The sequence below is a fragment of the Streptomyces sp. NBC_01408 genome, assembly GCF_026340255.1.
In the GTDB taxonomy this organism is placed as follows: Bacteria; Actinomycetota; Actinomycetes; order Streptomycetales; family Streptomycetaceae; genus Streptomyces.
This window is the reverse complement of record NZ_JAPEPJ010000001.1, coordinates 117,386-142,368: the sequence shown is the minus strand read 5'-3', so window position 1 is coordinate 142,368 and position 24,983 is coordinate 117,386. Positions and strand designations below refer to the sequence as shown.

At 71.7% G+C, this 24,983-nt stretch carries 17 protein-coding genes; 9 read left to right on the top strand and 8 right to left on the bottom strand.

Annotated elements, in window-relative coordinates; genetic code table 11:
• Positions 1–390: 390 nt before the first annotated feature.
• The 3 genes from OG447_RS00585 to OG447_RS00575 all read left to right on the top strand — a co-directional run bounded on the left by OG447_RS00585 (position 391) and on the right by OG447_RS00575 (position 3,076).
• The gene (locus OG447_RS00585; protein WP_266934192.1) at positions 391–1,044 is read left to right on the top strand and encodes a DUF6230 family protein; all 654 of its coding nucleotides are present in this window, start codon (positions 391–393) and stop codon (positions 1,042–1,044) included.
• A gap of 108 nt (positions 1,045–1,152) precedes the next feature.
• Entirely contained in the window at positions 1,153–1,740 is a 588-nt protein-coding gene (locus OG447_RS00580; protein WP_266934191.1) for a DUF6114 domain-containing protein, read from the top strand.
• Positions 1,730–3,076 (top strand): hypothetical protein, encoded by a 1,347-nt coding sequence (locus OG447_RS00575; RefSeq protein WP_266934190.1) that lies wholly within the window; start codon positions 1,730–1,732, stop codon positions 3,074–3,076. The genes OG447_RS00580 and OG447_RS00575 overlap by 11 nt, the downstream gene beginning before the upstream one ends.
• 124 nt (positions 3,077–3,200) lie before the next feature.
• Here OG447_RS00575 and pyk read toward each other — a convergent pair whose 3' ends face one another.
• The 3 genes from pyk to pta form a co-directional block, all read right to left on the bottom strand.
• Entirely contained in the window at positions 3,201–4,631 is a 1,431-nt protein-coding gene (pyk, locus tag OG447_RS00570; protein ID WP_266934189.1) for a pyruvate kinase, read from the bottom strand.
• Positions 4,632–4,693: 62 nt separating this feature from the next.
• Positions 4,694–5,908 carry an acetate kinase gene (locus OG447_RS00565; protein WP_266934188.1) on the bottom strand — a complete coding sequence of 405 codons (1,215 nt, stop codon included), beginning with the start codon at positions 5,906–5,908 and terminating at the stop codon, positions 4,694–4,696.
• 33 nt (positions 5,909–5,941) lie between these two features.
• Positions 5,942–8,032 (bottom strand): phosphate acetyltransferase, encoded by a 2,091-nt coding sequence (gene pta, locus OG447_RS00560; RefSeq protein WP_266934187.1) that lies wholly within the window; start codon positions 8,030–8,032, stop codon positions 5,942–5,944.
• 224 nt (positions 8,033–8,256) lie between these two features.
• On the opposite strand from pta, the gene OG447_RS00555 reads away from it, so the two are divergent.
• Complete coding sequence (locus OG447_RS00555) at positions 8,257–9,282, top strand: ATP-dependent 6-phosphofructokinase (RefSeq protein WP_266934186.1); 1,026 nt, start codon at positions 8,257–8,259, stop codon at positions 9,280–9,282.
• Positions 9,283–9,418: 136 nt separating this feature from the next.
• Here the strand turns inward: OG447_RS00555 and OG447_RS00550 are convergent, their stop codons facing one another.
• Complete coding sequence (locus tag OG447_RS00550) at positions 9,419–10,042, bottom strand: helix-turn-helix transcriptional regulator (RefSeq protein ID WP_266938689.1); 624 nt, start codon at positions 10,040–10,042, stop codon at positions 9,419–9,421.
• Positions 10,043–10,428: 386 nt separating this feature from the next.
• Here OG447_RS00550 and OG447_RS00545 point away from each other — a divergent pair, with 386 nt between their 5' ends.
• Both OG447_RS00545 and OG447_RS00540 read left to right on the top strand, forming a co-directional pair.
• Complete coding sequence (locus OG447_RS00545) at positions 10,429–10,821, top strand: MerR family transcriptional regulator (RefSeq protein WP_266934185.1); 393 nt, start codon at positions 10,429–10,431, stop codon at positions 10,819–10,821.
• A 49-nt stretch (positions 10,822–10,870) separates the two neighbouring features.
• Positions 10,871–11,224 carry a thioredoxin domain-containing protein gene (locus OG447_RS00540; RefSeq protein WP_323181706.1) on the top strand — a complete coding sequence of 118 codons (354 nt, stop codon included), beginning with the start codon at positions 10,871–10,873 and terminating at the stop codon, positions 11,222–11,224.
• On the opposite strand, the gene glgB is transcribed toward OG447_RS00540, so the two are convergent.
• The 4 genes from glgB to OG447_RS00520 all read right to left on the bottom strand — a co-directional run bounded on the left by glgB (position 11,214) and on the right by OG447_RS00520 (position 18,932).
• Positions 11,214–13,553 carry a 1,4-alpha-glucan branching enzyme gene (gene glgB / locus OG447_RS00535; protein ID WP_266934184.1) on the bottom strand — a complete coding sequence of 780 codons (2,340 nt, stop codon included), beginning with the start codon at positions 13,551–13,553 and terminating at the stop codon, positions 11,214–11,216. The two genes, OG447_RS00540 and glgB, sit on opposite strands and share 11 nt — an antisense overlap.
• Positions 13,550–15,055, bottom strand: a complete 1,506-nt coding sequence (locus OG447_RS00530) for a phosphotransferase (RefSeq protein WP_266934183.1) — start codon at positions 15,053–15,055, stop codon at positions 13,550–13,552. Before OG447_RS00530 ends, glgB begins: the two co-directional genes overlap by 4 nt.
• Positions 15,056–15,222: 167 nt before the next feature.
• Complete coding sequence (gene treS / locus OG447_RS00525) at positions 15,223–16,941, bottom strand: maltose alpha-D-glucosyltransferase (protein WP_266934182.1); 1,719 nt, start codon at positions 16,939–16,941, stop codon at positions 15,223–15,225.
• On the bottom strand, positions 16,938–18,932 hold the full coding sequence (locus OG447_RS00520) for an alpha-1,4-glucan--maltose-1-phosphate maltosyltransferase (RefSeq protein ID WP_266934181.1): 1,995 nt from the start codon (positions 18,930–18,932) through the stop codon (positions 16,938–16,940). The genes treS and OG447_RS00520 overlap by 4 nt, the downstream gene beginning before the upstream one ends.
• A 644-nt stretch (positions 18,933–19,576) precedes the next feature.
• On the opposite strand from OG447_RS00520, the gene glgP reads away from it, so the two are divergent.
• The 3 genes from glgP (at position 19,577) to OG447_RS00505 (ending at position 24,980) form a co-directional block, all read left to right on the top strand.
• The gene (glgP, locus tag OG447_RS00515) at positions 19,577–22,219 is read left to right on the top strand and encodes an alpha-glucan family phosphorylase (protein ID WP_266934180.1); all 2,643 of its coding nucleotides are present in this window, start codon (positions 19,577–19,579) and stop codon (positions 22,217–22,219) included.
• A gap of 294 nt (positions 22,220–22,513) precedes the next feature.
• Positions 22,514–24,001 carry an MFS transporter gene (locus OG447_RS00510; RefSeq protein ID WP_266934179.1) on the top strand — a complete coding sequence of 496 codons (1,488 nt, stop codon included), beginning with the start codon at positions 22,514–22,516 and terminating at the stop codon, positions 23,999–24,001.
• A 217-nt stretch (positions 24,002–24,218) separates the two neighbouring features.
• On the top strand, positions 24,219–24,980 hold the full coding sequence (locus OG447_RS00505; protein ID WP_266934178.1) for a hypothetical protein: 762 nt from the start codon (positions 24,219–24,221) through the stop codon (positions 24,978–24,980).
• Positions 24,981–24,983 lie beyond the last annotated feature (3 nt).

Below are 24,983 nucleotides of genomic sequence, written 5' to 3'. Positions count from 1 at the left end.
CGGCGGGTCGCCCCCAGGTTATCTGTCCGTTACCCGCCAGTAACGAACCCCCTTGTGCCCCGGCCGGGAATGGACCACGATCGGCGACGCTCGGTCCTTCCCGCAGAGCCGCTCATCCGGAGCCGCGGTGAAGGGTCCCCACCGGGCCGGCCGGTGGCAGTGGCACCGGCCGTGGGACAGGGGGGTCTCTGCCGCACCGGCAGGGCCTGTCCTCCAGGTTGCGCGAACGCGTGGCCGAGTGGTTGTCGCTCGGGGGTGATCGCCGGTGTATCGGACGTGGCACAGCCGCGGCCCGGCCGCCTGCGCTTCTTCCCGAGGACGTAGCACTTCTCCCATCCCAGGACGGGCACGGCCCGGACCGGAGATGTACGTCCGAGAAGGAGGAACGAAATGAGTTCTCAGGTTCGTGGCGGGACCAGATGGAAGCGCTTCGCGCTCGTCATGGTGCCGAGCATCGCGGCCACGGCCGCGGTCGGTGTGGGTCTGGCGCAGGGAGCCCTCGCGGCGTCCTTCAGCGTCTCCGGCCAGGACTTCAAGGTCTCGGCCGACAAGCTCGACGGTGACAACCTCATCCAGTACGGCGGTCTCGCCGAGGGGCATGAACTCGGGACCAACAAGGCGGTCCAGCACCCGGTCACCATCTCCGGGTTCAGCCACGCCGAGATCACGAACATGTGCCAGTCCCTGGTCACCCCGACGCCGCTGGGCAACATCACCCTGCAGCTGAGGACCGGCCACAAGGGCAAGCCGGCCGTGGCCGACAACATCTACCTGGATGTTGCCGAGCTCGACGCCGATGCCGAGTTCAAGAACCTGGACATCGGTGTGGCGGTCGGCGACGCCAGCCACAACGACAGGATGAAGCCGCAGGCCGGCACGGTCAACGAGCGGAACAAGTCCGCGTTCTCGCAGCGCGCCGAGAAGGCGGTCCTGACGAACGTGCGCCAGAAGGCGTGGGCGACCACGGCGGGCACGTTCAAGCTGCCCGACCTGAAGCTGCGCCTGCTCGGCGGCGACCAGCCGTGCTACCAGGACGAGAAGTAGTCCGTCCCGGCGGGTGACCGGAAGGGCGGTCGGCGGCGCGAGTCGCCGCCCGCCCGTCCGGGCTCCACAGAGTTCTCAAGTACCACCGTTTCCAGGGAGCTGTTGTCCATGAACCCCCAGTCCCCGGTGCACGCCGCAGACGACCACTGGCTCACCGTGGCTCGCCACACCTTCAGTGCCTGGAGAGGTAGCCGTCCTTTCTGGGCCGGTCTGTTCACGCTCCTCGGTGGTCTGCCCATCGCCTACTTCCCGTACGCGGACCTGCGGCTGGGCAACGTCACCCTCGCCATGGCCACCACCGGCGGGGCCGGTGCGCTGATCATCGGCGTACTGCTGATCACGCTGGGCCTGGCCCTGTGGTTCCAGCAGACCATCCGCGTCTTCGCGGGCGTCGCGGCGATCCTGCTGGCCCTGGTGTCGATCCCGGTGTCCAACCTCGGCGGCTTCTTCATCGGTTTCCTCTCCTCGCTGCTCGGCGGCGCACTCGCGCTGTCGTGGGCCCCTGGGAACCCGGTGGAGGACGAGGACGAGGCCGCGGCCGACACGGACGAAGAGGCTGACCGGCAGCCGGTCAGCCTGGGCAAGAACGATGCGATGGCGGGCCAGGTCGTCCCCGGACAGCGCGAAACGGAAACGCCGGCACACGCGAGCGAGACGACTGCCCACGCCGATGGCGGGAGGAACAGTGCGGGGTGACGAGACGCAGCGGGGCGTGGCCCCAGGTGCAGAGTCCCGTGAGAGCAAGGGGCCGCGGCACGCTGCCCCCAGGAAGTCACTGCTGAACAAGCTCCAGATACCCGTCGGCAGGACGATGGCGCTGGCCGCGATGCCGACGGCGGTGTTCGTCGGGATGGGCATGGCGCCGAAGCTGGCCGTGGCCGACGACAAGGAGATCCCCTTCGCCCCCGGACCGTGCGTGACGCGGTCCGACGAGCCGGAGGAGTCGGCTTCGCCGACGCCTTCCAAGACGCCCACGCCGAGCACGTCGCCCAGCGCGACACCCTCGCCCTCCGCGTCCGGTACGCCCAAGCCCGGCGTTACCCCGCCGGCGGCCAAGCCGGAGGCCAAGACGGAGTCGAAGCCCACGGCCGACAAGCCGGCCGAGACGCCTGCGACGCCCGAGACGAAGGCGGCGGACCCGGCCACCACGCCGGCGCCGTCGGAGACCCCGAACCCGCTGGACCCGCTGGGCGTCGGCGACGCGCTCAAGGGCCTCTTCGACGGGCTCGGCAAGCCGCTCACCGGCGACCAGGAGAAGACGGCCCCGGCACCTGCGCCCACCCCGAGCGGGTCGCAGACACCCGACCCGGCCGCCGAGGCGATCCGCGACGCGGCGAAGCAGGCCGGAGTCGAGGTCGCGGAGCTGCCGCAGGACGTCAAGGACACCGCGAAGACCCCGAAGGACGAGACGGGCACGAAGCCCGGCCCGTCCGAGGACGCGGACGGGAAGGCCAAGTCCGAGGCCGACGACGAGGAGAAGTCCGAGTCCGAGGCCGAGGAGGAGGCGGAGCCGGAGGAGACGAAGGGCGCGGACGGGAAGGAACCCTTCCCCTGTCCGACGCACGACGCCGAGGCCCTGGCCAACGCCAAGCTGGAGCCGGGCATCCCGCTCCTGCCGGACCAGCCCTGGTACCTCGACAGCTCCCGGCTGACCCTCTACGGCCTGGACTACCACGGCATCGTCGAGGTGAAGACGGGAAGCGGCAAGATCAAGAAGGTCCTGAAGTTCACGGCGGACTCGCTGGACATCAAGGACCTGTACCAGACGGTCGGCAAGGAGGGGAACGTCGCCCACCTGAAGTCCCGTCCGGGCTCCACGTCCAAGATCCGCGGCGGCACGGTGACCATGTACACCGAGAGCCTCAAGGGCAACCTCTTCGGGCTTATCCCCATCGAGTTCACCCCCGACAGCCCGCCTCCGCTGAACGTCCCCTTCGCGTTCTTCACGGACGTCAAGGTCGTCCAGGCGGGCCAGTTCGGCGGCACCCTGACCGTCCCTGGCCTGGAGAACTACATCGGCCCGCCGGAGTAGTCCCGTACGGCCCGTGCAGCCCGTAAGGCCGCGCACACGGAAAACGCCGAGGGCGGCACCCCGCATCACTGCGGGGTGCCGCCCTCGGCCTCTGTGCGGCAGAGTCGTGCGGTGCGGTGCGACGTCAGTCGCGGGCGCCGCCGCCCAGGTGGTGGACCCGGACCATGTTGGTGGTGCCGGGGACGCCGGGGGGCGAACCGGCGGTGATGACCATGGTGTCGCCCTCGTTGTGGCGGCCCAGCTTGAGCAGCTCGCCGTCCACCAGGTCGACCATCGCGTCGGTGTTGTCCACGTGCGGGACGATGTAGGACTCGACGCCCCAGCTCAGCGTGAGCTGGTTGCGGGTGTTGGCATCGGTGGTGAAGGCCAGGATCGGCTGGGTCACGCGGTAGCGCGACAGCCGGCGGGCGGTGTCACCGGACTGGGTGAAGGCGATGAGCGCCTTGCCGTCGAGGAAGTCCGCGATCTCGCAGGCCGCGCGTGCGACGGAGCCGCCCTGGGTACGGGGCTTCTTGCCCGGGACCAGCGGCTGCAGGCCCTTGGAAAGGAGCTCCTCCTCGGCCGCCGTGACGATCTTCGACATCGTCTTGACGGTCTCGATCGGGTAGGCGCCCACCGAGGACTCGGCGGACAGCATGACCGCGTCCGCGCCGTCGAGGATCGCGTTGGCGACGTCGGAGGCCTCCGCGCGCGTCGGGCGGGAGTTGGTGATCATCGACTCCATCATCTGGGTCGCGACGATCACCGGCTTGGCGTTGCGGCGGCACATCTCGATGAGCCGCTTCTGGACCATCGGGACCTTTTCGAGCGGGTACTCGACGGCCAGGTCGCCACGGGCCACCATGACCGCGTCGAAGGCGTCGACCACGGCCGCCATGTTCTCGACGGCCTGCGGCTTCTCCACCTTGGCGATGACGGGGACCCGGCGGCCCTCCTCGTCCATGACCTTGTGGACGTCCTTGACGTCGTCGGCGTCGCGGACGAAGGACAGGGCGACCATGTCGCAGCCCATCCGCAGGGCGAAGCGGAGGTCGTCGACGTCCTTCTCCGACAGGGCGGGGACGTTGACCGCGGCACCCGGCAGGTTGATGCCCTTGTGGTCCGAGATGACACCGCCCTCGATGACGATGGTCTTGACCCGCGGGCCCTCGACCTCGGTCACCCGCAGCTCGACGTTGCCGTCGTTGATCAGGATCTGGTCGCCCTTGGAGACGTCTCCGGGCAGACCCTTGTAGGTGGTGCCGCAGATGGACTTGTCGCCGGGGACGTCCTCGGTGGTGATGGTGAACTCGTCACCGCGCACCAGCTCGACGGGACCCTCGGCGAAGGTCTCCAGACGGATCTTCGGGCCCTGGAGGTCGGCGAGGACGCCGACGGCGCGCCCGGTGTCCGCGGAGACCTGCCGGACGCGGTCGTACCGCTCCTGGTGTTCTGCCTGGGATCCGTGGCTGAAGTTGAATCGGGCCACGTTCATACCTGCCTCGATGAGCGCTTTCAGCTGCTCATACGAGTCGACGGCGGGGCCCAGCGTGCAGACGATTTTGGAACGGCGCATGGAGCGGATCCTATCGGTTTGTTTCGTAGCGGAATATTCCGTCTGGTGGAAAGTCCAAGTGACTAGCGGGTAACGAGCGCGTACGCCTGATTGGCGATCTCCAGTTCCTCATCCGTCGGGACCACGGCCACCGCCACCCGGGCGTACTGCGCCGAGACCAGCCGCGGCTCGGGCGAGCGCACGGCGTTCGCCTGGAGGTCCAGCACCAGGCCCAGCTCGGCCAGACCCTCCACCGCAGCCTCCCGGACCTGGTGCGCGTTCTCGCCGACCCCGGCCGTGAACGCCACCGCGTCCACCCGCCCGAGCACCGCCGAGTAGGCGCCGATGTACTTCTTCAGGCGGTGGACGTACGCGGCGAAGGCCGTCGCCGCCGCCTCGTCCCCCTCGCCCGCGCGCCGCAGCACCTCGCGCATGTCGTTGTCGCCGCACATGCCCAGCAGACCGCTCTTCTTGTTCAGGAGCGAATCGATCTCATCCACCGAGAGGCCGCCCACCCGGGCCAGGTGGAAGACGACCGCCGGATCCAGGTCCCCCGACCGGGTTCCCATGACCAGACCCTCCAGCGGGGTCAGGCCCATGGAGGTCTCCACGCACACGCCGCCGCGGACGGCGGAGGCGGAGGCCCCGTTGCCCAGGTGCAGCACGATCACGTTCACGTCCTCCACCGGCCGGCCGAGCAGCTCGGCGGTCGCCCGCGAGACGTAGGCGTGGGAGGTGCCGTGGAAGCCGTACCGCCGGATGGCGTACTTGTCGGCCGTCGCGGCGTCGATCGCGTACCGGGCGACGTACTCCGGCATCGTCGAGTGGAAGGCGGTGTCGAAGACGGCGATCTGCGGGATGTCCCCGCGCAGCCCGCGGGCCACCTCGATGCCCGTCACGTTCGCCGGGTTGTGCAGCGGAGCCAGCGGGATCAGGCTCCGGATCTCCGCCAGCACCTCGTCGTCGATCACGGTCGGCTGCGTGAACCGCGTACCGCCGTGCACCACCCGGTGTCCTACGGCGGCCAGTTCGGGGGAGTCCAGGCCCATCCCGTCGGCGGCGAGCTCCGCCGCGACGGCGCCCAGCGCGGCCTCGTGGTCGGCGATCGGGCCGAGCCGCTCGCGCCGCCCGCCTGCGGCGCCGGCCCCGGTGAGCGGTTCGTGGACCAGCCTTGAGGTCTCCTCGCCGATGCGCTCCACCAGGCCGATCGCGAGACGGGACCGGTCCGCCATGTCGAGGAGCTGGTACTTGACCGACGAGGAGCCGGAGTTGAGGACGAGTACGCGCGATGCGGTCACGATGCGGGTCTTTCCTTCGAGTGTGGTGGGGGATTACCGGGCGGCCTGCGGCAGCGGCTGCGTCTGTGCCTGGATCGCGGTGATCGCCACGGTGGTGACGATGTCCTGGACGAGCGCCCCGCGCGAGAGGTCGTTGACCGGCTTGCGCAGACCCTGGAGCACCGGGCCGACCGCGACGGCGCCCGCCGAGCGCTGCACGGCCTTGTACGTGTTGTTGCCCGTGTTGAGGTCGGGGAAGATCAGCACGGTCGCCCGCCCGGCCACCTCGGAGTCGGGCAGCTTGGTCGCGGCGACCGAGGGCTCCACGGCGGCGTCGTACTGGATCGGTCCCTCGATCAGCAGGTCGGGGCGCTGCTCGCGGACGAGCTCGGTGGCCTTGCGGACCTTGTCCACGTCCGCGCCCGTGCCCGAGGTGCCGGTCGAGTACGAGAGCATCGCGATCCGCGGCTCGACGCCGAAGGCGGCGGCGGTGGCGGCCGACTGGACGGCGATGTCGGCGAGCTGCTCGGCGCCCGGGTCCGGGTTGACCGCGCAGTCGCCGTAGACGAGCACCCGGTCGGCCAGGCACATGAAGAAGACCGAGGAGACGATGGAGGCCTCCGGCTTCGTCTTGATGATCTCGAAGGCGGGCCGGATGGTCGCGGCGGTGGAGTGCACCGAGCCGGAGACCATGCCGTCGGCCAGGCCCTCCTGGACCATCAGCGTGCCGAAGTAGTTGGCGTCGGTGACCACGTCGCCGGCCAGCTCGACGGTCATGCCCTTGTGGGCGCGGACCTTGGCGTAGTACTCGGCGAAACGTTCCCGCAGCGGGGAGCGCGCCGGGTCGATGAGCTGCGCGCCGGAGATGTCGATGCCGAGGTCGGCGGCCTTCTTCAGGATCGCCTGCTCCTCGCCCAGCAGGGTCAGGTCGCAGACCCCGCGGCGCAGCACCACGTCCGCGGCGCGCAGCACGCGCTCCTCGGTGCCCTCGGGCAGCACGACGCGGCGGCGCTGGGAGCGGGCCCGCTCCAGCAGCTCGTGCTCGAACATCATCGGCGTGACGCGCTCCGAGCGGGACACCGACAGCAGGTCGCGCAGCTCGCCGGTGTCCACGTGCCGCTCGAACAGGCCGAGTGCGGTCTCCAGCTTGCGCGGGGTCGCGGAGTTCAACCGGCTCTGCAGCGAGAAGAGTTCGGCGGCGGTCGGGAAGCTGTTGCCGGCCACCGACACCACCGGGGTGCCCGGCGCCAGCTTCGAGGCCAGCGTCAGGATGTCCTTGCCGGGGCGCTCGTTCAGGGTCAGCAGCACACCGGCGATCGGCGGGGTGCCGGAGGTGTGCGCGGCCAGGGCGCCGATGACCAGGTCGGAGCGGTCGCCGGGGGTGACGACCAGGCAGCCCGGGGTCAGGGCGTTCAGGAAGTTCGGCAGCATGGCACCGCCGAAGACGAAGTCCAGGGCGTCGCGGGCCAGCCCGGCGTCGTCGCCGAGGAGCACCTCGCCGCCGAGCGCCCGGGTGATCTGCGCGACGGTCGGCGCGGACAGCGACTTGTCGTCCGGCAGCACGTAGCAGGGCACGGGCAGCCGGGCGGCCAGCCGCTCGGCTATCGCGTCCCGGTCCTCGGCGGCCACCCGGTTGACGACCATCGCGACGACGTGGCAGCCCAGGCTCTCGTAGGCGCGGTAGGCGTTGCGGGTCTCGGCGCGCACGGCCTCGGCGGGGTGCTTGGTGCCGCCCACGACGGGAACGACCACCGCCCCGAGCTCGTTGGCCAGGCGGGCGTTGAGCGCCAGCTCGTCGGGGAGGTTGGTGTCGGCGTAGTCCGTGCCGAGGACCAGCATGACCTCGTAGTCGCGGGCCACCCGGTGGAAGCGGTCCACCAGCTGGGAGACCAGCTCGTCGGTGCCGTTCTCGGCGAGGAGGACGGAGGCCTCCCGGTACTCCATGCCGTAGGCCGTCCCGGCGTCCTGGTCGATCCGGTAGCGGGCCTTCAGCAGGTCGAAGAGCCGGTCGGGCCCGTCGTGGAGCAATGGCCGGTAGACGCCGACCCGGCCCGTCTGCCGGGTCAGGAGCTCCATGATCCCCAGCTCGACGACCTGCCGGCCGTCCCCCCGCTCGATACCGGTCACGTACACGCTGCGCGTCACGCGTGCTCTCCCGTCCCTGCTGCGAATGTCTGATTGATCTGGCTTGACCTCTTGACAATACCTCCGCCAGTGGTTAGGACGCCCGCCGGAAAAAGGCCTGGCGGGGAGGGTCGAAGGGCCCGGTGGCAGGAGTACCAGAAGACGCGGGGCACCCCCGGCCCGTGGAACAATCGGACAGGCTTCACCATTACGCCCTTCATATGTACGGCAGGAGACACAGGACGATGCGTATCGGAGTTCTCACCGCAGGCGGCGACTGCCCCGGCCTGAACGCTGTCATCCGTTCGGTCGTACACCGTGCCCTGGTCGGCCACGGCGACGAGGTCATCGGCTTCGAGGACGGTTTCAAGGGCCTCCTGGACGGCCATTACCGCCCCCTCGACATCAATGCCGTCAGCGGCATCCTCGCCCGTGGCGGCACGATCCTGGGGTCGGCCCGCATGGAGCGCGCCCGCCTGCACGAAGCCGCCGAGAACGCGCAGGAATTGGCGAAGCGCTACGGCATCGACGCCCTCATCCCGATCGGCGGCGAGGGCACCCTGACGGCAGCCCGGATGCTGTCGGACGCCGGGATGCCCGTCGTCGGCGTGCCGAAGACCATCGACAACGACATCTCCTCCACCGACCGCACCTTCGGCTTCGACACCGCCGTCATGGTCGCCACCGAGGCCATCGACCGCCTCAAGACCACCGCCGAGTCGCACCAGCGCGTCATGGTGGTCGAGGTCATGGGGCGCCACGCGGGCTGGATCGCCCTGGAGTCCGGTATGGCCGGCGGCGCCCACGGGATCTGCCTGCCGGAGCGCCCCTTCGAGGTGGACGCCCTGGTGAAGATGGTGGAGGAGCGGTTCTCCCGCGGTAAGAAGTTCGCCGTCGTCTGCGTCGCCGAGGGCGCGCACCCGGCCGAGGGCTCCATGCCGTACGAGAAGGGCGCGATCGACCAGTACGGTCACGAGCGCTTCGCCGGCATCGGCAACCGCCTCGCCGTCGAGCTGGAGCACCGCCTGGGCAAGGAGGCCCGCCCGGTCATCCTCGGCCACGTCCAGCGCGGCGGCACCCCCACCGCCTACGACCGGGTGCTCGCGACCCGGTTCGGCTGGCACGCCGTGGAGGCCGTCCACCGCGGCGACTTCGGCAACATGACCGCCCTGCGCGGCACCGACATCGTGATGGCCCCGCTGGCCCAGGCGGTCACCGAGCTGAAGACCGTCCCCGAGGAGCGCGTGTACGAGGCCGAGTCGGTCTTCTGAACCGCCCCGGGCGGGACCTGCGGCCCCCGGGGCAGGGGCTTCCGCCCCCGATCGCGCCGCCGAACGGCCCCGGTCCCTCCCCCTCGGGGACGGGCCCGGGGCCGTTCGCCGTCGCGGGGCCCGGCGGGGACGTGTCCTACGCCGCACCGCCCGCCAGGCGCCAGAACCGGTCCACGATCTCCGCGAGGAACTCCCGCCCCGAGTCGCCGCTCCCGGCCTCGCCCTCACCGCCGCCCCAGCTCAGGGTCGCCACCATCCGCGACTGGTACTCCCCGTGCAGCTGGTCCAGCACCCGCTCCAGGTGCGCCTTGGGGATCGGCAGCAGTTTGCCCAGCGGCTTCACGTACGCCTGCCAGCGCGTGGTCACCGAGCTGCGCAGCAGCTCGGCGAGCTCCTCCTGCTTGCCGGTCGCCGTCACGAACTGGGCGAGCGTCAGCCCCAGCAGGGCCGCGAGCGCCGCGGACTGCCGTTCGTTGCCCCGCCAGCGCCCGGTGTCCTCCATCTTCTGGTACGAGTTCGTCTCCAGCCCGACCCGCCGGGCCAGCTCCTCGGCGGTCAGTCCCCTGGAGATCCGGTGCTCCCGCAAGGTGACCGGCTCGGCGAGCAGCTCGCCGGGCGAGCACCACAGGACACCTGCGAGAGCGGTGAGCTCGACGGAAGAGGGCGATATCTCGCCACGCTCCCACGCCATCACGGTCTCGGGCGTGACAAGCAGTCCGTACTGGGCGCGGAGGCCGTAGGCGACATGACCGGGCGCCATGCCCAGGGCCGCGCGCAGGCGACGCGCGGCGGGGGCATTGAAAGGTGGGCTGGAGTGCACATGGCACACCGTAGGAGTGGCTGGGGTGTGGCGACTACAAACCAAACAAACAAGCCCATAACTCGTAGGAAAGTCCTATGGAGTTAGGGGCATTAGTCGGTTTTCTTAGCGACTGTCCGGTAATCGGTGCCGCCGTAAGATCCATTCCAAGGATACGGTTCCAGCCATTGCCCGTCGGTGCAAGACCCGTGACACCGTTCATCCCCCGTGAACCAGCCGCCCCTCCCGTCCGTGCCCCCTATCGGGGCCCCCTCGCATACGGGGGTGGCGAGGGGCCCCGCACCACCTCTTGCCTTGACGTCCGCGTCAAGGATTACGGTCGGGACATGCGCATCGGCGAACTGGCCGAGCGGGCCGGGACCACTACCCGGACGCTCAGGTACTACGAGTCGCGGGGACTGCTGCCCGCGCGGCGGGACGGCAACGGCTACCGGACCTACGACGAGGAAGACCTGCGGCTGCTGCGCCAGATCCGCATGCTCCAGGACTTCGGGTTCGAGCTGGAGGAGACCCGGCCCTTCGTGGACTGCCTGCGCGCCGGGCATCCGGCCGGGGACTCCTGTCCGGCCTCGCTCGCCGTCTACCGGCGCAAGCTCGCCGAGCTGGACGGCCTGATCGGCCAGCTGACCGGCGTACGCGAACAGGTCGCGCGGCAGCTGGCCGGCGCCGAGGAGGCCGCCGGTGCGGCCGCGCCGCCGCGCTGCGAGATGACGGGCTGACCTGCCCGCAGGCGCGGCGACCCACATCACGAACGAGAGGGGAAACGACATGGTGCGCGCACAAGGCGTGGCGGAAGTGACCGACGAGGACTTCGAGGCCGAGGTGCTGGGGGTGCGGGGACGGCCCGTCCTCGTGGAGTTCACCGCGGACTGGTGCGGCCCCTGCCGCCAGCTCGCCCCCGTCCTGTCCGCGGTGGCCGCCGAGGAGGCCGACCGCCTCAAGGTCGTGCAGATCGACGCGGACAGCAACCCCGGGACCGTCACCCGGTACGGGGTGCTGTCCATGCCGACCCTGCTCGTCTTCCGAGACGGCGAGCCCGTGAAGCAGCTGGTCGGTGCCCGGGCCAAACGCCGGCTCCTCCAGGAACTGGAGGAGGAGCTGGCGGCGGCCGCTACGGCCTGAGCCAGACCGTCGCCAGGGGCGGGAGGGTCATCCGCAGGCTCGCCGGCCGGCCCTGCGCCGGAACCGGCTCCGGCCGCAGCGGCTGTGCGTGGTGGACGCCGCTGCCGCCGTAGGCCTGGTGGTCGGTGTTGAGGACCTCCCGCCACAGCGGCACCTCCTCGGGCACCCCGATGCGGTAGCCGTGCCGGACCACCGGCGAGAAGTTCGACACCGCGAGCAGCTGCGACCCGTCCTGCGCGTACCGCAGGAAGGCGAACACGTTGTCCTGCGCCGCGTCCGCCTCCACCCAGGCGAAGCCCTCCGGCACGCTGTCCCGCTCCCACAGCGCGGGCGCCGCCGTATACGCGCGGTTCAGGTCGCGCACGAGGTCGCGCACGCCCCGGTGGTCGGCGGCCGCGGCGTAGGAGGAGTCCAGCAGCCACCAGTCCGGCCCGTACACCTCCGACCACTCCGAACCCTGGGCGAACTCCTGCCCCATGAAGAGCAGTTGCTTGCCGGGATGGGCCCACATGAAGCCCAGGTACGCCCGGTGCGCGGCCCGCCGCTGCCACCAGTCCTGCCCGGGCATCTTCGACACCAGCGAGCCCTTGCCGTGCACCACCTCGTCGTGCGAGATCGGCAGCACGTAGTTCTCGCTGAAGGCGTACACCATCCCGAAGGTCATGTCGTTGTGGTGGTACTTGCGGTGCACCGACTCCTTCGACATGTAGCGCAGGGTGTCGTGCATCCAGCCCATGTTCCACTTCAGCCCGAAGCCGAGACCGCCGCAGTCCGTCGGCCGGGTCACGCCCTCCCAGGCGGTGGACTCCTCCGCGATGGTCACCACCCCGGGGCAGCGCCGGTACACGGTGGCGTTCATCTCCTGGAGCAGCGCCACCGCGTCCAGGTTCTCCCGTCCGCCGTGCTCGTTGGGCGTCCACTCGCCCTCGCTCCGCGAGTAGTCGAGGTAGAGCATCGAGGCCACCGCGTCCACGCGCAGCCCGTCCACGTGGAACTCCTCGCACCAGTACACGGCGTTGGCGACGAGGAAGTTGCGGACCTCCTTGCGGCCGTAGTCGAACTCCAGCGTCCCCCAGTCCGGGTGCGCGGCCCGCCGCGGGTCCTGGTGCTCGTACAGCGGCCGCCCGTCGAACTCGGCGAGGGCCCAGTCGTCGCGCGGGAAGTGCGCCGGCACCCAGTCGACGATCACCCCGATCCCCGCCCCGTGCAGCGCGTCCACCAGGCAGCGGAAGTCGTCCGGGGTGCCCATCCGCGAGGTCGGCGCGTAGAAGCCGGTGACCTGGTACCCCCACGAGCCGCCGAAGGGGTGCTCGGCGACCGGCATCAGCTCCACGTGCGTGAAGCCCAGCTCCTTCACGTAGGCCGGGAGCTGCTCCGCCAGCTGCCGGTACGAGAGACCGGGCCGCCAGGACGCCAGGTGCACCTCGTACACCGACAGGGGGGCCTGGTGGGCCGGGCGGGCGCCCCGCTCCGCCATCCACCGGTCGTCCTGCCACACGTACCGCGAGGCGGAGACCACCGAGGCGTTCGCCGGGGGGACCTCCGCCGACCGGGCCATCGGGTCGGCGCGCAGGGTGTGGCTGCCGTCGGGCCGGGTGATGTCGTACTTGTACAGCGCGCCCTCGGCCACGCCCGGCAGGAACAGCTCCCACACCCCGGTCGCGCCCAGGGAGCGCATCGGGTAGGCGACGGAGTCCCAGTAGGAGAAGTCCCCGGTGACCCGGACCCCCTGGGCGTTCGGCGCCCACACCGTGAAGCGGGTGCCTGCCACCCCCTGGTGCTCCATCGGCTCGGACCCGAGCGCCTTCCACAGCTGCTCGTGCCGGCCCTCCCCGATCAGGTGCAGGTCCAGCTCGCCGAGCGCGGGTAGGAACCGGTACGGGTCGTGGACCTCGATCTCGTCGCTGTCGTACGTGACCAGCAGCCGGTAGTCCGGCACCCCGGTGAGCGGCAGCAGCCCGGAGAACAGCCCGTCGCCGTCGTCGAGGAGCTCGGCGCGCAGCCCCTTGGCCACGACGGTGACCGCCTTGGCGTACGGGCGCAGCACGCGGAAGGCCAACCCGCCCCGCTGGGTGCGCGCGCCCAGCACGGCGTGCGGATCGTGGTGGCGGCCCTCCAGCAGCCGGGCCCGTTCGTCACCGCCGAGGGCGGGCGCCGGCCGGAGCCCGCGCTCGGGAGCCCTCCGGGCGCGCGGCGCCGACGCCTTGGGTTTGCGCGCCGCCGCGACCGGCGCTCCGCGGCCCGGGGCCGCGGCCGGAGCCGGGGCCGCGGGGGCGGCCGGTGCCGGGGACGGCGAGGTGGTGGAGGGGGACTGACGGGCGGGGCTCACGTGTGCGGCCTCCTAGGCGGCTGCGGGCGGGGGTGGGGGGACAGGGAGGGGAAGGTTTCACCGGATCCGGCACCCGGACCGGCACCCGTGGCCGGGCCCGGGCGGGCGACGGACCCCGGGCCCGGCATGGCCCGGCCGAAGCTCCGGTCCGTGCCGGAGGCGAGCCGCCGGATCGCGGCCATCGGCACGTGCAGCCAGTCGGGGCGGTGCCGGGACTCGTACCGGGCCTCGTACACCGCCTTGTCGGTCTCGTACGCCCGCAGCAGTACGGGGTCCTCCCGCGGGTCGCGCCCGGTGGTGCGGGCGTAGCCCTCGCAGAAGGCGGCCCGGCAGTCGTCCGCCCAGGCGGGGGCGAACGGCCGGTGCGAGCGGGCGGCGTAGTCGAAGGAGCGCAGCATCCCGGCGATGTCGCGCACGGCCGGTTCGGGGCGGCGCCGGTCGGCCAGCGGCCGGGCCGGCTCGCCCTCGAAGTCGATCAACGACCAGGAGCCGTCCAGGGTGCGCAGGGTCTGCCCCAGATGGAGGTCCCCGTGGATCCGCTGGGCGGCGACCCCCGTACCGCGCGAGGCGGCCAGCGCGTCGAAGGCCCCCCGCAGCCCCGCCTCGTAGGCCCGCAGCGCGGGCACCTCGCGGGCGGTGGCCGCCAGCCGCGCCGTCATCCCGGCGGCGAGCCGGGCGGTCTGCTCGGGGCCGAGCGCGAGCGTGGGCAGGGTGCCCGCGAGCGCGCTGTGCACCTCGGCGGTGGCCCGGCCGAGCGCGTTCGCCTCGGCGGCGAAGTCCTCCCCGGCCCCCAGCCGGCGCAGCGCCAGCTGCCAGCCGTCGTCGGAGCCGCGCAGGTAGGGCTGGAGGACGCCCAGGGTCAGCGGCTCGCTGCCGGGCAGCTCGGCCTCGTACCAGGCGACGGGCGCCGGGACGCGGGCGCAGCCGGCGGCGGCCAGGGCCCTGGGCAGCTCCAGGTCCGGGTTGACCCCGGGGCCGACCCGGCGGAACACCTTGAGGATGAACGAATCTCCGTAGATGAGGGACGAGTTGGTCTGCTCCCCGGACAGCGGCCGGGGGACCAGGCCGGCCGGTACGGCAGCCTGCGGGTCCCGGTCGAAGCGGAGCGGGCCCAGGGTGCCGGGGGAGCGCAGCCGCTCCAGCAGCATCGCCGCCAGCCGGGGGTCGCCGAGGGCCTCGTACACGGCCCGGCCCGCGTACGGGCCGTCCTCGGCGTGGCCGATCAGGGTGGGCGCGAGCGCGGGCGGCAGGGACGGGCGGATGCCCAGCAGCAGTTGGTAGCAGTCCCCGTCCACGTCGAGGAGCAGGTGCAGCAGTCCGGGGGTGGAGCCCGGGGGCAGCAGTTCGGCGGCCGAGACCGCCCTGAGCCTGCTGATGGTGCGGCCCTTGCCCGCGAACCAGCGCTGTGCGGGCAGCCAGGCCCGCAGCATCGGTTCCAGCGGGCCGATCCCGGCGGCCCGGTCGGCCGCCAGCCGGCTCCGGGCGGATGCAGCCTCCGACATGGCGTCGCGTCCTTTCCCCGGGCCGTCACAGAATGCGCAGAGTGTCCCGGATGTGCGGCAGTTGCTTCTCCGGCGTGTGCGAGTGTCGGGTCAGGATGATCCGTACAGGGGCGGGCGGTTGACCCATTCGAGCTGCCCGCCCCTCTTCGTCCGGGGCTGCCCGCCGACTACTCGGGTCGCGGCTCGGCCCGTTGTTCGGATCGCAGCCGGAACCAGTAGAAGCCGTGTCCCGCCAGGGTCAGCAGGTACGGCCACTCGCCGATCGGCGGGAAGCGCACATCACCCGTGAGCTCCACCGGGACCCGCCCGTTGAACGACCGCAGATCCAGCTCGGTGGGCTGCGCGAAGCGCGAGAAGTTGTGCACGCACAGCACCAGGTCGTCCCCGAACTCGCGCAGGAAGGCGAGCACCGCCGGGTTGGACGAGGGCAGTTCGGTGTACGAGCCGAGTCCGAAGGCGGGGTTCGCCTTGCGGATCTCGATCAGCCGACGGGTCCAGTGCAGCAGTGACGAGGGCGATGCCATCGCGGCCTCGACATTGGTGACCTGGTACCCGTAGACCGGGTCCATGATGACGGGCAGGTTCAGCCTGCCCGGATCGCAGGAGGAGAAACCGGCGTTGCGGTCCGGGGTCCACTGCATGGGCGTGCGGACGCCGTCGCGGTCGCCGAGCCAGATGTTGTCGCCCATGCCGATCTCGTCGCCGTAGTAGAGCACCGGCGAGCCCGGCAGCGACAGCAGCAGGGCGGTGAACAGCTCCATCTGGTTGCGGTCGTTGTCCAGGAGCGGGGCGAGGCGGCGACGGATGCCGATGTTGGCACGCATCCGCGGGTCCTTGGCGTACTCGGCGTACATGTAGTCGCGCTCTTCGTCGGTGACCATTTCGAGGGTGAGCTCGTCGTGGTTGCGCAGGAAGATGCCCCACTGGCAGCGGTCCGGGATCGCCGGGGTCTTGGCCAGGATCTCGGAGACGGGGTAGCGGGACTCCCTCCGTACGGCCATGAAGATGCGCGGCATGACGGGGAAGTGGAAGGCCATGTGGCATTCGTCCCCGCCCTTCGCGAAGTCGCCGAAGTAGTCGACGACGTCCTCGGGCCACTGGTTCGCCTCGGCGAGCAGGACGGTGTCCGGGTAGTGCGCGTCGATCTCGGCCCGCACCCGCTTCAGCAGTTCGTGCGTGCGGGGCAGGTTCTCGCAGTTCGTCCCCTCCTCGGCGTACAGGTACGGGACGGCGTCGAGCCGGAATCCGTCGATGCCGAGGTCCAGCCAGAATCTGAGGGCGGAGACGATCTCCTCCTGCACGGCCGGGTTCTCGAAGTTCAGGTCCGGCTGGTGCGAGAAGAAGCGGTGCCAGTAGTACTGCTTCCGTAGCGGGTCGTACGTCCAGTTCGAGGTCTCGGTGTCGACGAAGATGATGCGGGCGTCCTGGTACTGCTTGTCGTTGTCGGCCCACATGTAGTAGTCGCCGTACGGTCCCTCGGGGTCCTTGCGCGACTGCTGGAACCACTCGTGCTGGTCGCTCGTGTGGTTCATGACGAAGTCGATGATCACCCGCATGCCGCGGTGGTGCGCGGCGTCCACGAACTCCACGAAGTCGGCGAGGTCGCCGAACTCGGGGAGTACGGAGGTGTAGTCGGAGACGTCGTAGCCCCCGTCGCGCAGGGGCGAGGCGAAGAACGGCGGCAGCCAGAGACAGTCGACGCCGAGCCACTGGAGGTAGTCCAGTTTCGCGGTGAGCCCCTTGAGGTCCCCGACGCCGTCTCCGTTGCTGTCGTGGAAGGAGCGGACGAGGACCTCGTAGAAGACGGCCCGTTTGAACCAGTCGGGGTCGCGGTCCTTGGCGGGGGTGTCCTCGAAGGTGTCGGGGACGGGATCGTTGATCATCATGTGGTGGGTGACCCTCCGGTGGGCGGGGACGGTCGCAGAGCGGAAAGTACGTGCGCGGGCGTGCGGCCCGGCTCTAGGCGCACGTAGTTCGCCCTGCCCCAGTGATAGGTATCGCCGGTGAGCTCGTCGCGCACCGCGAGGGACCCGTGCCAGTCGAGGCCGAGTACCGGCATGTCCAACGAGACCGTCGCCTCCTGGGTGTGGTGCGGATCGAGGTTGACGACCACCAGTACGGAATTGGCCCCGGCGTGCTTCGAATAGGCGATCACCTGTTCGTTGTCGGTCGGGTGGAAATGGATGTCGCGCAGCTGCTGGAGGGCGGGGTTGCGGCGGCGCAGCCGGTTCAGGGAGGTGATCAGCGGGGCGATCGTGCGGCCCTCGCGGTCGGCCGCGGACCAGTCCCGCGGCCGGAGCTCGTACTTCTCCGAGTTCAGGTACTCCTCGCTGCCCTCCCGCACCGGGGTGTTCTCGCAGAGCTCGTACCCGGCGTAGACCCCCCAGGAGGGGGACAGCGTGGCGGCGAGCACGGCCCGCACCTCGAAGGCGGGGCGCCCGCCGTGCTGGAGGTATTCGTGGAGGATGTCCGGGGTGTTCACGAAGAAGTTCGGCCGCATCACGGAGGCCGAGCGGTCGCCGGACAGCTCGGTCAGGTACTCGGTGAGCTCGGCCTTGGTGTTGCGCCAGGTGAAGTACGTGTACGACTGCTGGAAGCCGACGGCCGCGAGGGTGCGCATCATCGCCGGGCGGGTGAAGGCCTCGGCCAGGAAGATCACGTCGGGGTCGGACTTGTTGATGTCCGCGATCACCTTCTGCCAGAAGACCACCGGCTTGGTGTGCGGATTGTCGACCCGGAAGATGCGGACGCCGTGCGCCATCCAGTACCGCAGGATCCGGAGCGTCTCCTCGACGATGCCGGCCATGTCGGTGTCGAAGTGGACGGGGTAGATGTCCTGGTACTTCTTCGGGGGGTTCTCGGCGTACGCGATCGTCCCGTCGGCGCGGTGGCGGAACCACTCCGGGTGCTTCTCCACCCAGGGGTGGTCGGGCGAGCACTGGAGGGCGAAGTCGAGCGCGATCTCCAGGTGCAGCTCGCGGGCGCGCGCGACGAAGGCGTCGAAGTCCTCGATCGTGCCGAGGTCCGGGTGGACGGCGTCGTGCCCGCCCTCCGTGGAGCCGATGGCCCACGGCACGCCCGGGTCCCAACTCCCCGCCGACATCGTGTTGTTCGGTCCCTTGCGGTAGGTGCTGCCGATGGGGTGGATCGGCGGCAGGTACACCACGTCGAAGCCCATCGCGGCGACCGCGGGCAGCCGGTCGGCGGCCGTCCGGAAGGTCCCGCTGATCGGTACCTCCCCGGCGTCGACCAAGGCCCCCTCGGACCGCGGGAACAGCTCGTACCAGGAGCCGAAGAGGGCCCGCTTGCGCTCGACCAGCAGCGGCAGCGCCTTGGCGGCGGTGACCAGCTCCCGGTACGGGCGCCGCGCGAGCGCCGCGTCCACCTCGGGGGCGAGGGCGGCCGCGTACCGCACGGCGACCTCCACGTCCTCGTCCCGCATGGCCTCGGCGGCGGACAGCACCGCCTCACGGCCGTCGCGCTTGGGGATCCGGGCCCCGGCCCGCGCGTAGAGCTCGGCGCCCTCCAGCAGGACGAGCCCGGTGTCGATCCCGGCGGGGATCTTGATCGCCGCATGGGACCGCCAGGTGGCCACCGGGTCGCTCCACGCCTCGACGGCGTACGTCCACCTCCCCTCGGCCTCGGCGGACACCCGGGCCCCCCAGCGGTCGGTGCCGGGGGCAAGCTCGTGCATGGGCACGGGGGGCCGCAGCCGCCCGCTCGGATCTCGGAGCACGACATGGGCCGCCACGGCGTCGTGTCCCTCACGGAACACGGTGGCGGAGATCTCGAAGACCTCGTCCACGACCGCCTTGGCGGGTCTGGCGCCGCAGTCGACGGCGGGGCGGACGTCCAGCACGGGAATGCGACCGATCATGATGGGATCACCTGGGGGCAGTTCGCAGGGCTCGGTGACAACAGCGCAGCCGGGGAACCGGCTGGTCGTGCACGCTCTGTTCGCTCTGTTTCTAGCCGCTCGGAAGACGGCTGGGCTGCGGGCATGGCCGCTCCTGTCCGCGTTCACTCGGGTGGCGGGGAGAGGTAGGGGGCGGGTGCGCCGTGCGTGTACCGCGCGTACCCGGTGAGCCCTTCCCACTCTCACCCCGCCCAATCCGGGCGCCCGGTTAACTACTCGTACGTAGTGGCACGGGCAATATGAAGCCCCGGGTCGACATCCGGCGGGGCTCCGTCAAGTCGGGCAGGACTACCTGATGTGGGTACGGACATCAGGCGTCTCATCCACCTCCCGGGTCCCTCCCGTGCGCTGATTCACCCTCCGCGCCCACCGCAACACCCGCTCGGCCGGGCACCGTTCCGGACCGGTCCGAGGAGTCCGTGAGAGGTCCGCGGGCCGGTTCCGTCCTCGCGCCGCTGATCCACCGAGCTGCCGCGCGGGGACGGCGGCCGGGCCGGGGCACCATGGTCGGCGCGAGCCCTCCTCGCTAGCCTTCCGGGGGTGATGCGCGGTGCACAGCGTGGTGCGGCCGCTCCGATCCGCAATCCCCTGCGAAGGTGGAACACGTGAAGGCTATCCGTCGATTCACCGTGCGCCCCGTCCTTCCGGAGACCCTGCTGCCACTCACCGACCTCGCGCACAACCTGCGCTGGTCGTGGCACGCGGAGACCCGCGAACTCTTCCAATCCGTCGACCCCGAGGGCTGGCAGGCCGCCGACGGCGACCCCGTCCGGCTCCTCGGCGCCGTGTCCGCCGCCCGGCTGGCGGAACTGTCCGGCGACCGCCGGTTCCTGCGGCGGCTCGCCGTCGTCGCCGCCGACCTCGATGACTACCTGAACGGCGGGAGGTGGTACCAGGGACACGAGTCCGAGGGTGCCCTGCCCGCCGGGATCGCCTATTTCTCCCCCGAGTTCGGCATCACCGCCGCCCTGCCCCAGTACTCCGGCGGGCTCGGGATCCTCGCCGGGGACCACCTGAAGGCCGCCAGCGACCTCGGCGTCCCCCTCATCGGCGTGGGACTGCTGTACCGCCACGGCTACTTCCGCCAGTCGCTCTCCCGCGACGGCTGGCAGCAGGAGCACTACCCCGTACTCGACCCCAACGAGCTGCCCCTCGCCCTGGTGCGCCAGGAGGACGGCACCCCCGCCCGGGTCTCGCTGACCCTGCCCGGCGGACGCGCCCTGCACGCGCACATCTGGCAGGCCCGCGTCGGCCGGGTGCCCCTCCTGCTCCTGGACTCCGACGTCGAGGACAACGACACCGCGGCCCGCGAGGTGACCGACCGGCTCTACGGCGGCGGCAGCGACCACCGGCTGCTCCAGGAGATGCTCCTCGGCATCGGCGGCGTCCGCGCCGTCCGCCTCTACTGCACCCTGACCGGCCACCCCGACCCCGAGGTCTTCCACACCAACGAGGGCCACGCCGGCTTCCTCGGGCTGGAACGCATAAGGGAACTGGAACGGGAGCGGGGCCTCGGCTTCGACGCCGCCGTCGAGGCGGTGCGCGCCGGGACCGTCTTCACCACGCACACCCCCGTCCCCGCCGGCATCGACCGCTTCGAGCGCGCCCTGGTCGCCCGGCACTTCGGAGAGGGCGGGGAACTGGACGGCGTACCGGTCGAGCGGATCCTCGAACTCGGAGCCGAGTCCTATCCCGGCGGCGACCCCGGGGTGTTCAACATGGCGGTGATGGGGCTGCGCCTGGCCCAGCGGGCCAACGGGGTGTCCACCCTGCACGGCGCGGTCAGCCGCGGCATGTTCGCCGGGCTGTGGCCGGGCTTCGACGCCGCCGACGTGCCCATCACCTCCGTGACCAACGGGGTGCACGCCCCGACCTGGGTGGCCCCCGAGGTGGTCCGGCTCGGCGCCCGGCAGATCGGCGCCGGCCGCACCGAGGACGCCCTCTCGGTCGGCGGCTCCCAGCGCTGGGACGCGGTCGCCGACATCCCCGACCAGGACGTCTGGGACCTGCGCCGGGTGCTGCGCGAGCAGCTGGTGCAGGAGGTACGGGACCGGCTGCGGGCCTCCTGGCGCCAGCGCGGGGCCGCCGAGGCCGAACTGGGCTGGGTGGACTCCGTACTCGACCCGGACGTGCTGACCATCGGCTTCGCCCGGCGCGTGCCCTCGTACAAGCGGCTGACGCTGATGCTGCGCGACCCGGAAAGGCTGCGCAGGCTGCTGCTGGACCCGGACCGGCCCGTGCAGATCGTGGTCGCGGGCAAGGCGCACCCGGCCGACGACGGCGGGAAGCGGCTCGTGCAGGAGCTGGTGCGCTTCGCGGACGACCCGCGGGTGCGGCACCGGATCGTCTTCCTGCCCGACTACGGCATGGCCATGGCGCAGAAGCTCTACCCGGGCTGCGACGTCTGGCTGAACAACCCGCTGCGTCCGCTGGAGGCGTGCGGGACGAGCGGGATGAAGGCCGCGCTCAACGGCTGCCTCAACCTGTCCGTGCTGGACGGCTGGTGGGACGAGTGGTTCGAGCCCGACTTCGGCTGGGCCATCCCGACCGCCGACGGGCTCGGCGCCGACGAGGACCGCCGGGACGACCTGGAGGCGAACGCGCTCTACGATCTGATCGAGGGCCGGGTCGCGCCCCGGTTCTACGACCGGACCGGGGGCACCGGGCTGCCCGTGCGGTGGATCGAGATGGTCCGGCGCACGCTGGTCTCGCTGGGGCCCAAGGTGCTGGCGGGGCGGATGGTGCGGGAGTACGTGGAGCGGCTGTACGCGCCGGCCGCGCTCGCCCACCGGGCCCTGACCGCCGAGGCGGCCCGGGACCTCGCCTGGTGGAAGGGGCGGGTCCGGGCCGCCTGGCCGCGGGTCGCCGTCGAGCACGTGGAGGCTCTGGCCGCCGCCCCCGTCGACGGCACCGCCGAACTCGGCGCCACGCTCACGCTGCGGGTACGGGTGTCACTGGACGCGCTCGCGCCAGAGGACGTGGAGGTGCAGGCCGTCGCCGGCCGGGTGGACCCGCAGGACGTGATCCGGGACGCGCGGGCCTTCCCGCTCAAGCCGGCCACCGGTCCCGACCTGGAGGGCCGCTGGGTGTACGAGGGCCCGCTCGCCCTCGACCGTACGGGGCCGTTCGGCTACACCGTCCGCATCCTGCCCGCGCACCCGCTGCTGGCGACCCCGGCCGAACTGGGCCTGGTCGTGGGCCCGGCGCCGGGTGACGCGGGTCCGGGGGACGGAGTGGTCCTGCGCTGAACCGCAGGCACCACTCCGGACTTACTCGTCCGGGGGACGGGCGGCGGGTCCACCAGCCGCCCGTCCCCCACCTCGGCCAGGCGGCTGAGGGAGGAGGAGGACCGGCCGTCGGTCGTCAAAGCCTGGATCAAGGCTTGATCGAGGGGGTCCGGTTTCACTGGGTTCATGGTTTCCGTCATCCCAGGCACCGCGACGGCGGAAACCAGCCGCCGACCCGCTTCCGGATGCGGGATCAAGGCCCGTGCCTGACACCTCGGGGCGGCCGGGATCCGGCCCCCACCCCGAGGAGAGAACATGCGCAAGTGGCTGCCGCTGACGGCGGTGTGCCTCGGGGCCTTCATGCTCCTGGTCGACGTCACGATCGTGACCGTCGCCCTGCCCGACATGGCCGCCGACATGCACACCTCGTTCGCCGGGCTCCAGTGGGTGCTGGACATATACGCCCTGGCCCTGGCCGCCCTGCTGCTCGGTGCGGGCGCGCTCGCCGACCGGATCGGCCGCCGGCGCCTCTACCTCGCCGGGATCGGGGTCTTCGCCCTCGCCTCGCTCGCCTGCGGCCTGGCCGGCGGCCCGGCCGCGCTGATCGCCTTCCGCGCCGTCCAGGGCGTGGGCGGCGCCGCCATGTTCGCCACCACCATGGCCCTGCTCAGCGGGGCCTACCAGGGCCGCGACCGCGGGATCGCCTTCGGCGTCTGGGGCGCGGTCAACGGCGCCGCCGCCGCGGCCGGGCCGGTCATCGGCGGGCTGCTCACCGAGCAGTTCGGCTGGCGCTGGATCTTCTACATCAACCTGCCCGTCTGCGCACTGGCCGTGTACGTCACCCTCAAGGCGGTCGGCGAGTCCCGCGACCCGCACGCCAAGGGCCTGGACCTGCCGGGCACGGCCACCTTCACCGCGGGCGCCGCCGCCCTCACGTACGGCCTGATCCGGGCCGGCGAGCACGGCTGGACCGCCCCCGCCACCCTCGGCGTCCTCGGCCTGGGCGCCGCCTGCTTCGCGGCCTTCGTCCTCGTCGAACTGCGCAGCTCCCGTCCGATGCTGGACCTCTCGCTCTTCCGCAGCCCGGCCTTCGTCACGGTGATGACCTCCGCACTGCTGCTGTCCGGGGCGGCGTTCTCGTACCTCATGTACGTGTCCCTGTGGCTCCAGTCCGCCGAGGGGATGGGCCCCGTCGGCGCGGGTCTGGTGCTGGTGCCGCTGAGCCTGGCCTCCTTCGTCGCGTCGGCGCTGGCGGGCCGGCTGCTGCACGAGGCGTCCGCCCGGCTGACCATCGGCGGCGGACTGCTGCTGATCGGTGCGGGCGCACTGCTCCAGGCGTGGATGCTGGACGCCGGCGACGGCTGGCCGGCCCTGATCCCGGGGATGGTGGTGGCCGGGGTGGGCGTGGGCATCGCCATCCCGCCGCTGGCGGCCGCCGCGATGGCCGCCGTGGCTCCGGACCGGGCGGGCATGGCCGGTGGCGCGCTGAACACCGCGCGGCAGCTGGGCATGGCCCTGGGGATCGCGGTGCTCGGCGCGGTCTTCCAGTCCGGGCTGGCCGACGGGCTCGACGGCTCGGGCCGGCCGCCGGGCACGGCCGGGGCGCTGGCCTCCGGCCGGGCGGGGGAGCTGCTGGCGGCCTCCGACGGCGCCCGGGGCTGGGTGGAGGAGGCCTTCGCGAGCGGGCTGCGGGAGGTGTTCGTGGTCGCGGGGGTGATGGGCCTGCTGGGCGCGCTGGTGCTGGTCCGCCCGGCCGCTGCGGGCCGGGCCGCCGGGGCGACCCCCGAACGCGCCTCCGTCTGACCCGGCGCCGCTTCCCGTACGCTCCGCACCCTTTGGGTGCGCCGGGGCGTACGGGCCTGCCCGGGCGCTGCCGGATGGGCTCAGAAGGGCCTTCCGGGAGGGTGAACCTTCGAACGTATTCAGCATGCCTAACCGTTTCTGCACCTTTGTCCGCTCCTACGCTGCCCGCGGATGCCACCGGACCCGGCATCCGTGGAACCCGAGAAACGGACTCCCCATGCGTCTTCGTACCACCGCCGCCGCCGTGTTCGTCGGCGCTGTCGCTCTCGTCCTGCCCACCGCCGGCCCGTCGCCGGCCGACGACCAGGGAGGGGGCCCCCTCGGCACGCTGCACTACCGGTTCTTCGAGCAGGACGGGGACGAGCGCCGCGCGCAGATCCGTCCCGCGGGCAACGACACCTGCTACCTGCTGACGCACACCTCCCGCAACGAGCCCGCCGTCGAAGTGGTCAACCAGACCAGGTCGCAGGCCGTCCTCTTCGGCAACCAGGGCTGCTCGGGCAGGGCGGAGAGAGTCCTGGCGCCGGGCCAGCGGGTGCGGGACGTGGAGGTCGTCGCGGTCTTCTTCAGGCCGGCAGACGGGCGCGGTGACGGCCGTGGTGACGGCGGCGGTGACGGCGGTGACGGCGGCGGTGACGGCGGCGGCCGCGGTGACCAGGGCATCGGCGACCAGGGCGGCGCGGACCCGGGCCGCGGCGACCAGGGCCGCGGTGACCAAGGCCGCGGTGACCAGGGCATCGGCGACCAGGGCGGCGGTGACCTCGGCGGCGCGGACCCGGGCAGCGCGGACCAGGGCCGTGGCGACCAGGGCATCGGCGACCAGGGCAGCGGGGGCGGGGCCCGTGAGGACCTCGACGGCAACGGGGGCCAGGGCGGCCGCGGGGAGACCGGCCGAGGGGACAACGTCGCCGACACCGGTGAGGAAGGCGCGGTGGGCGAGGAGGACTTCCTCACCCGGATCTTCCGCTCCATCGGCTGACCG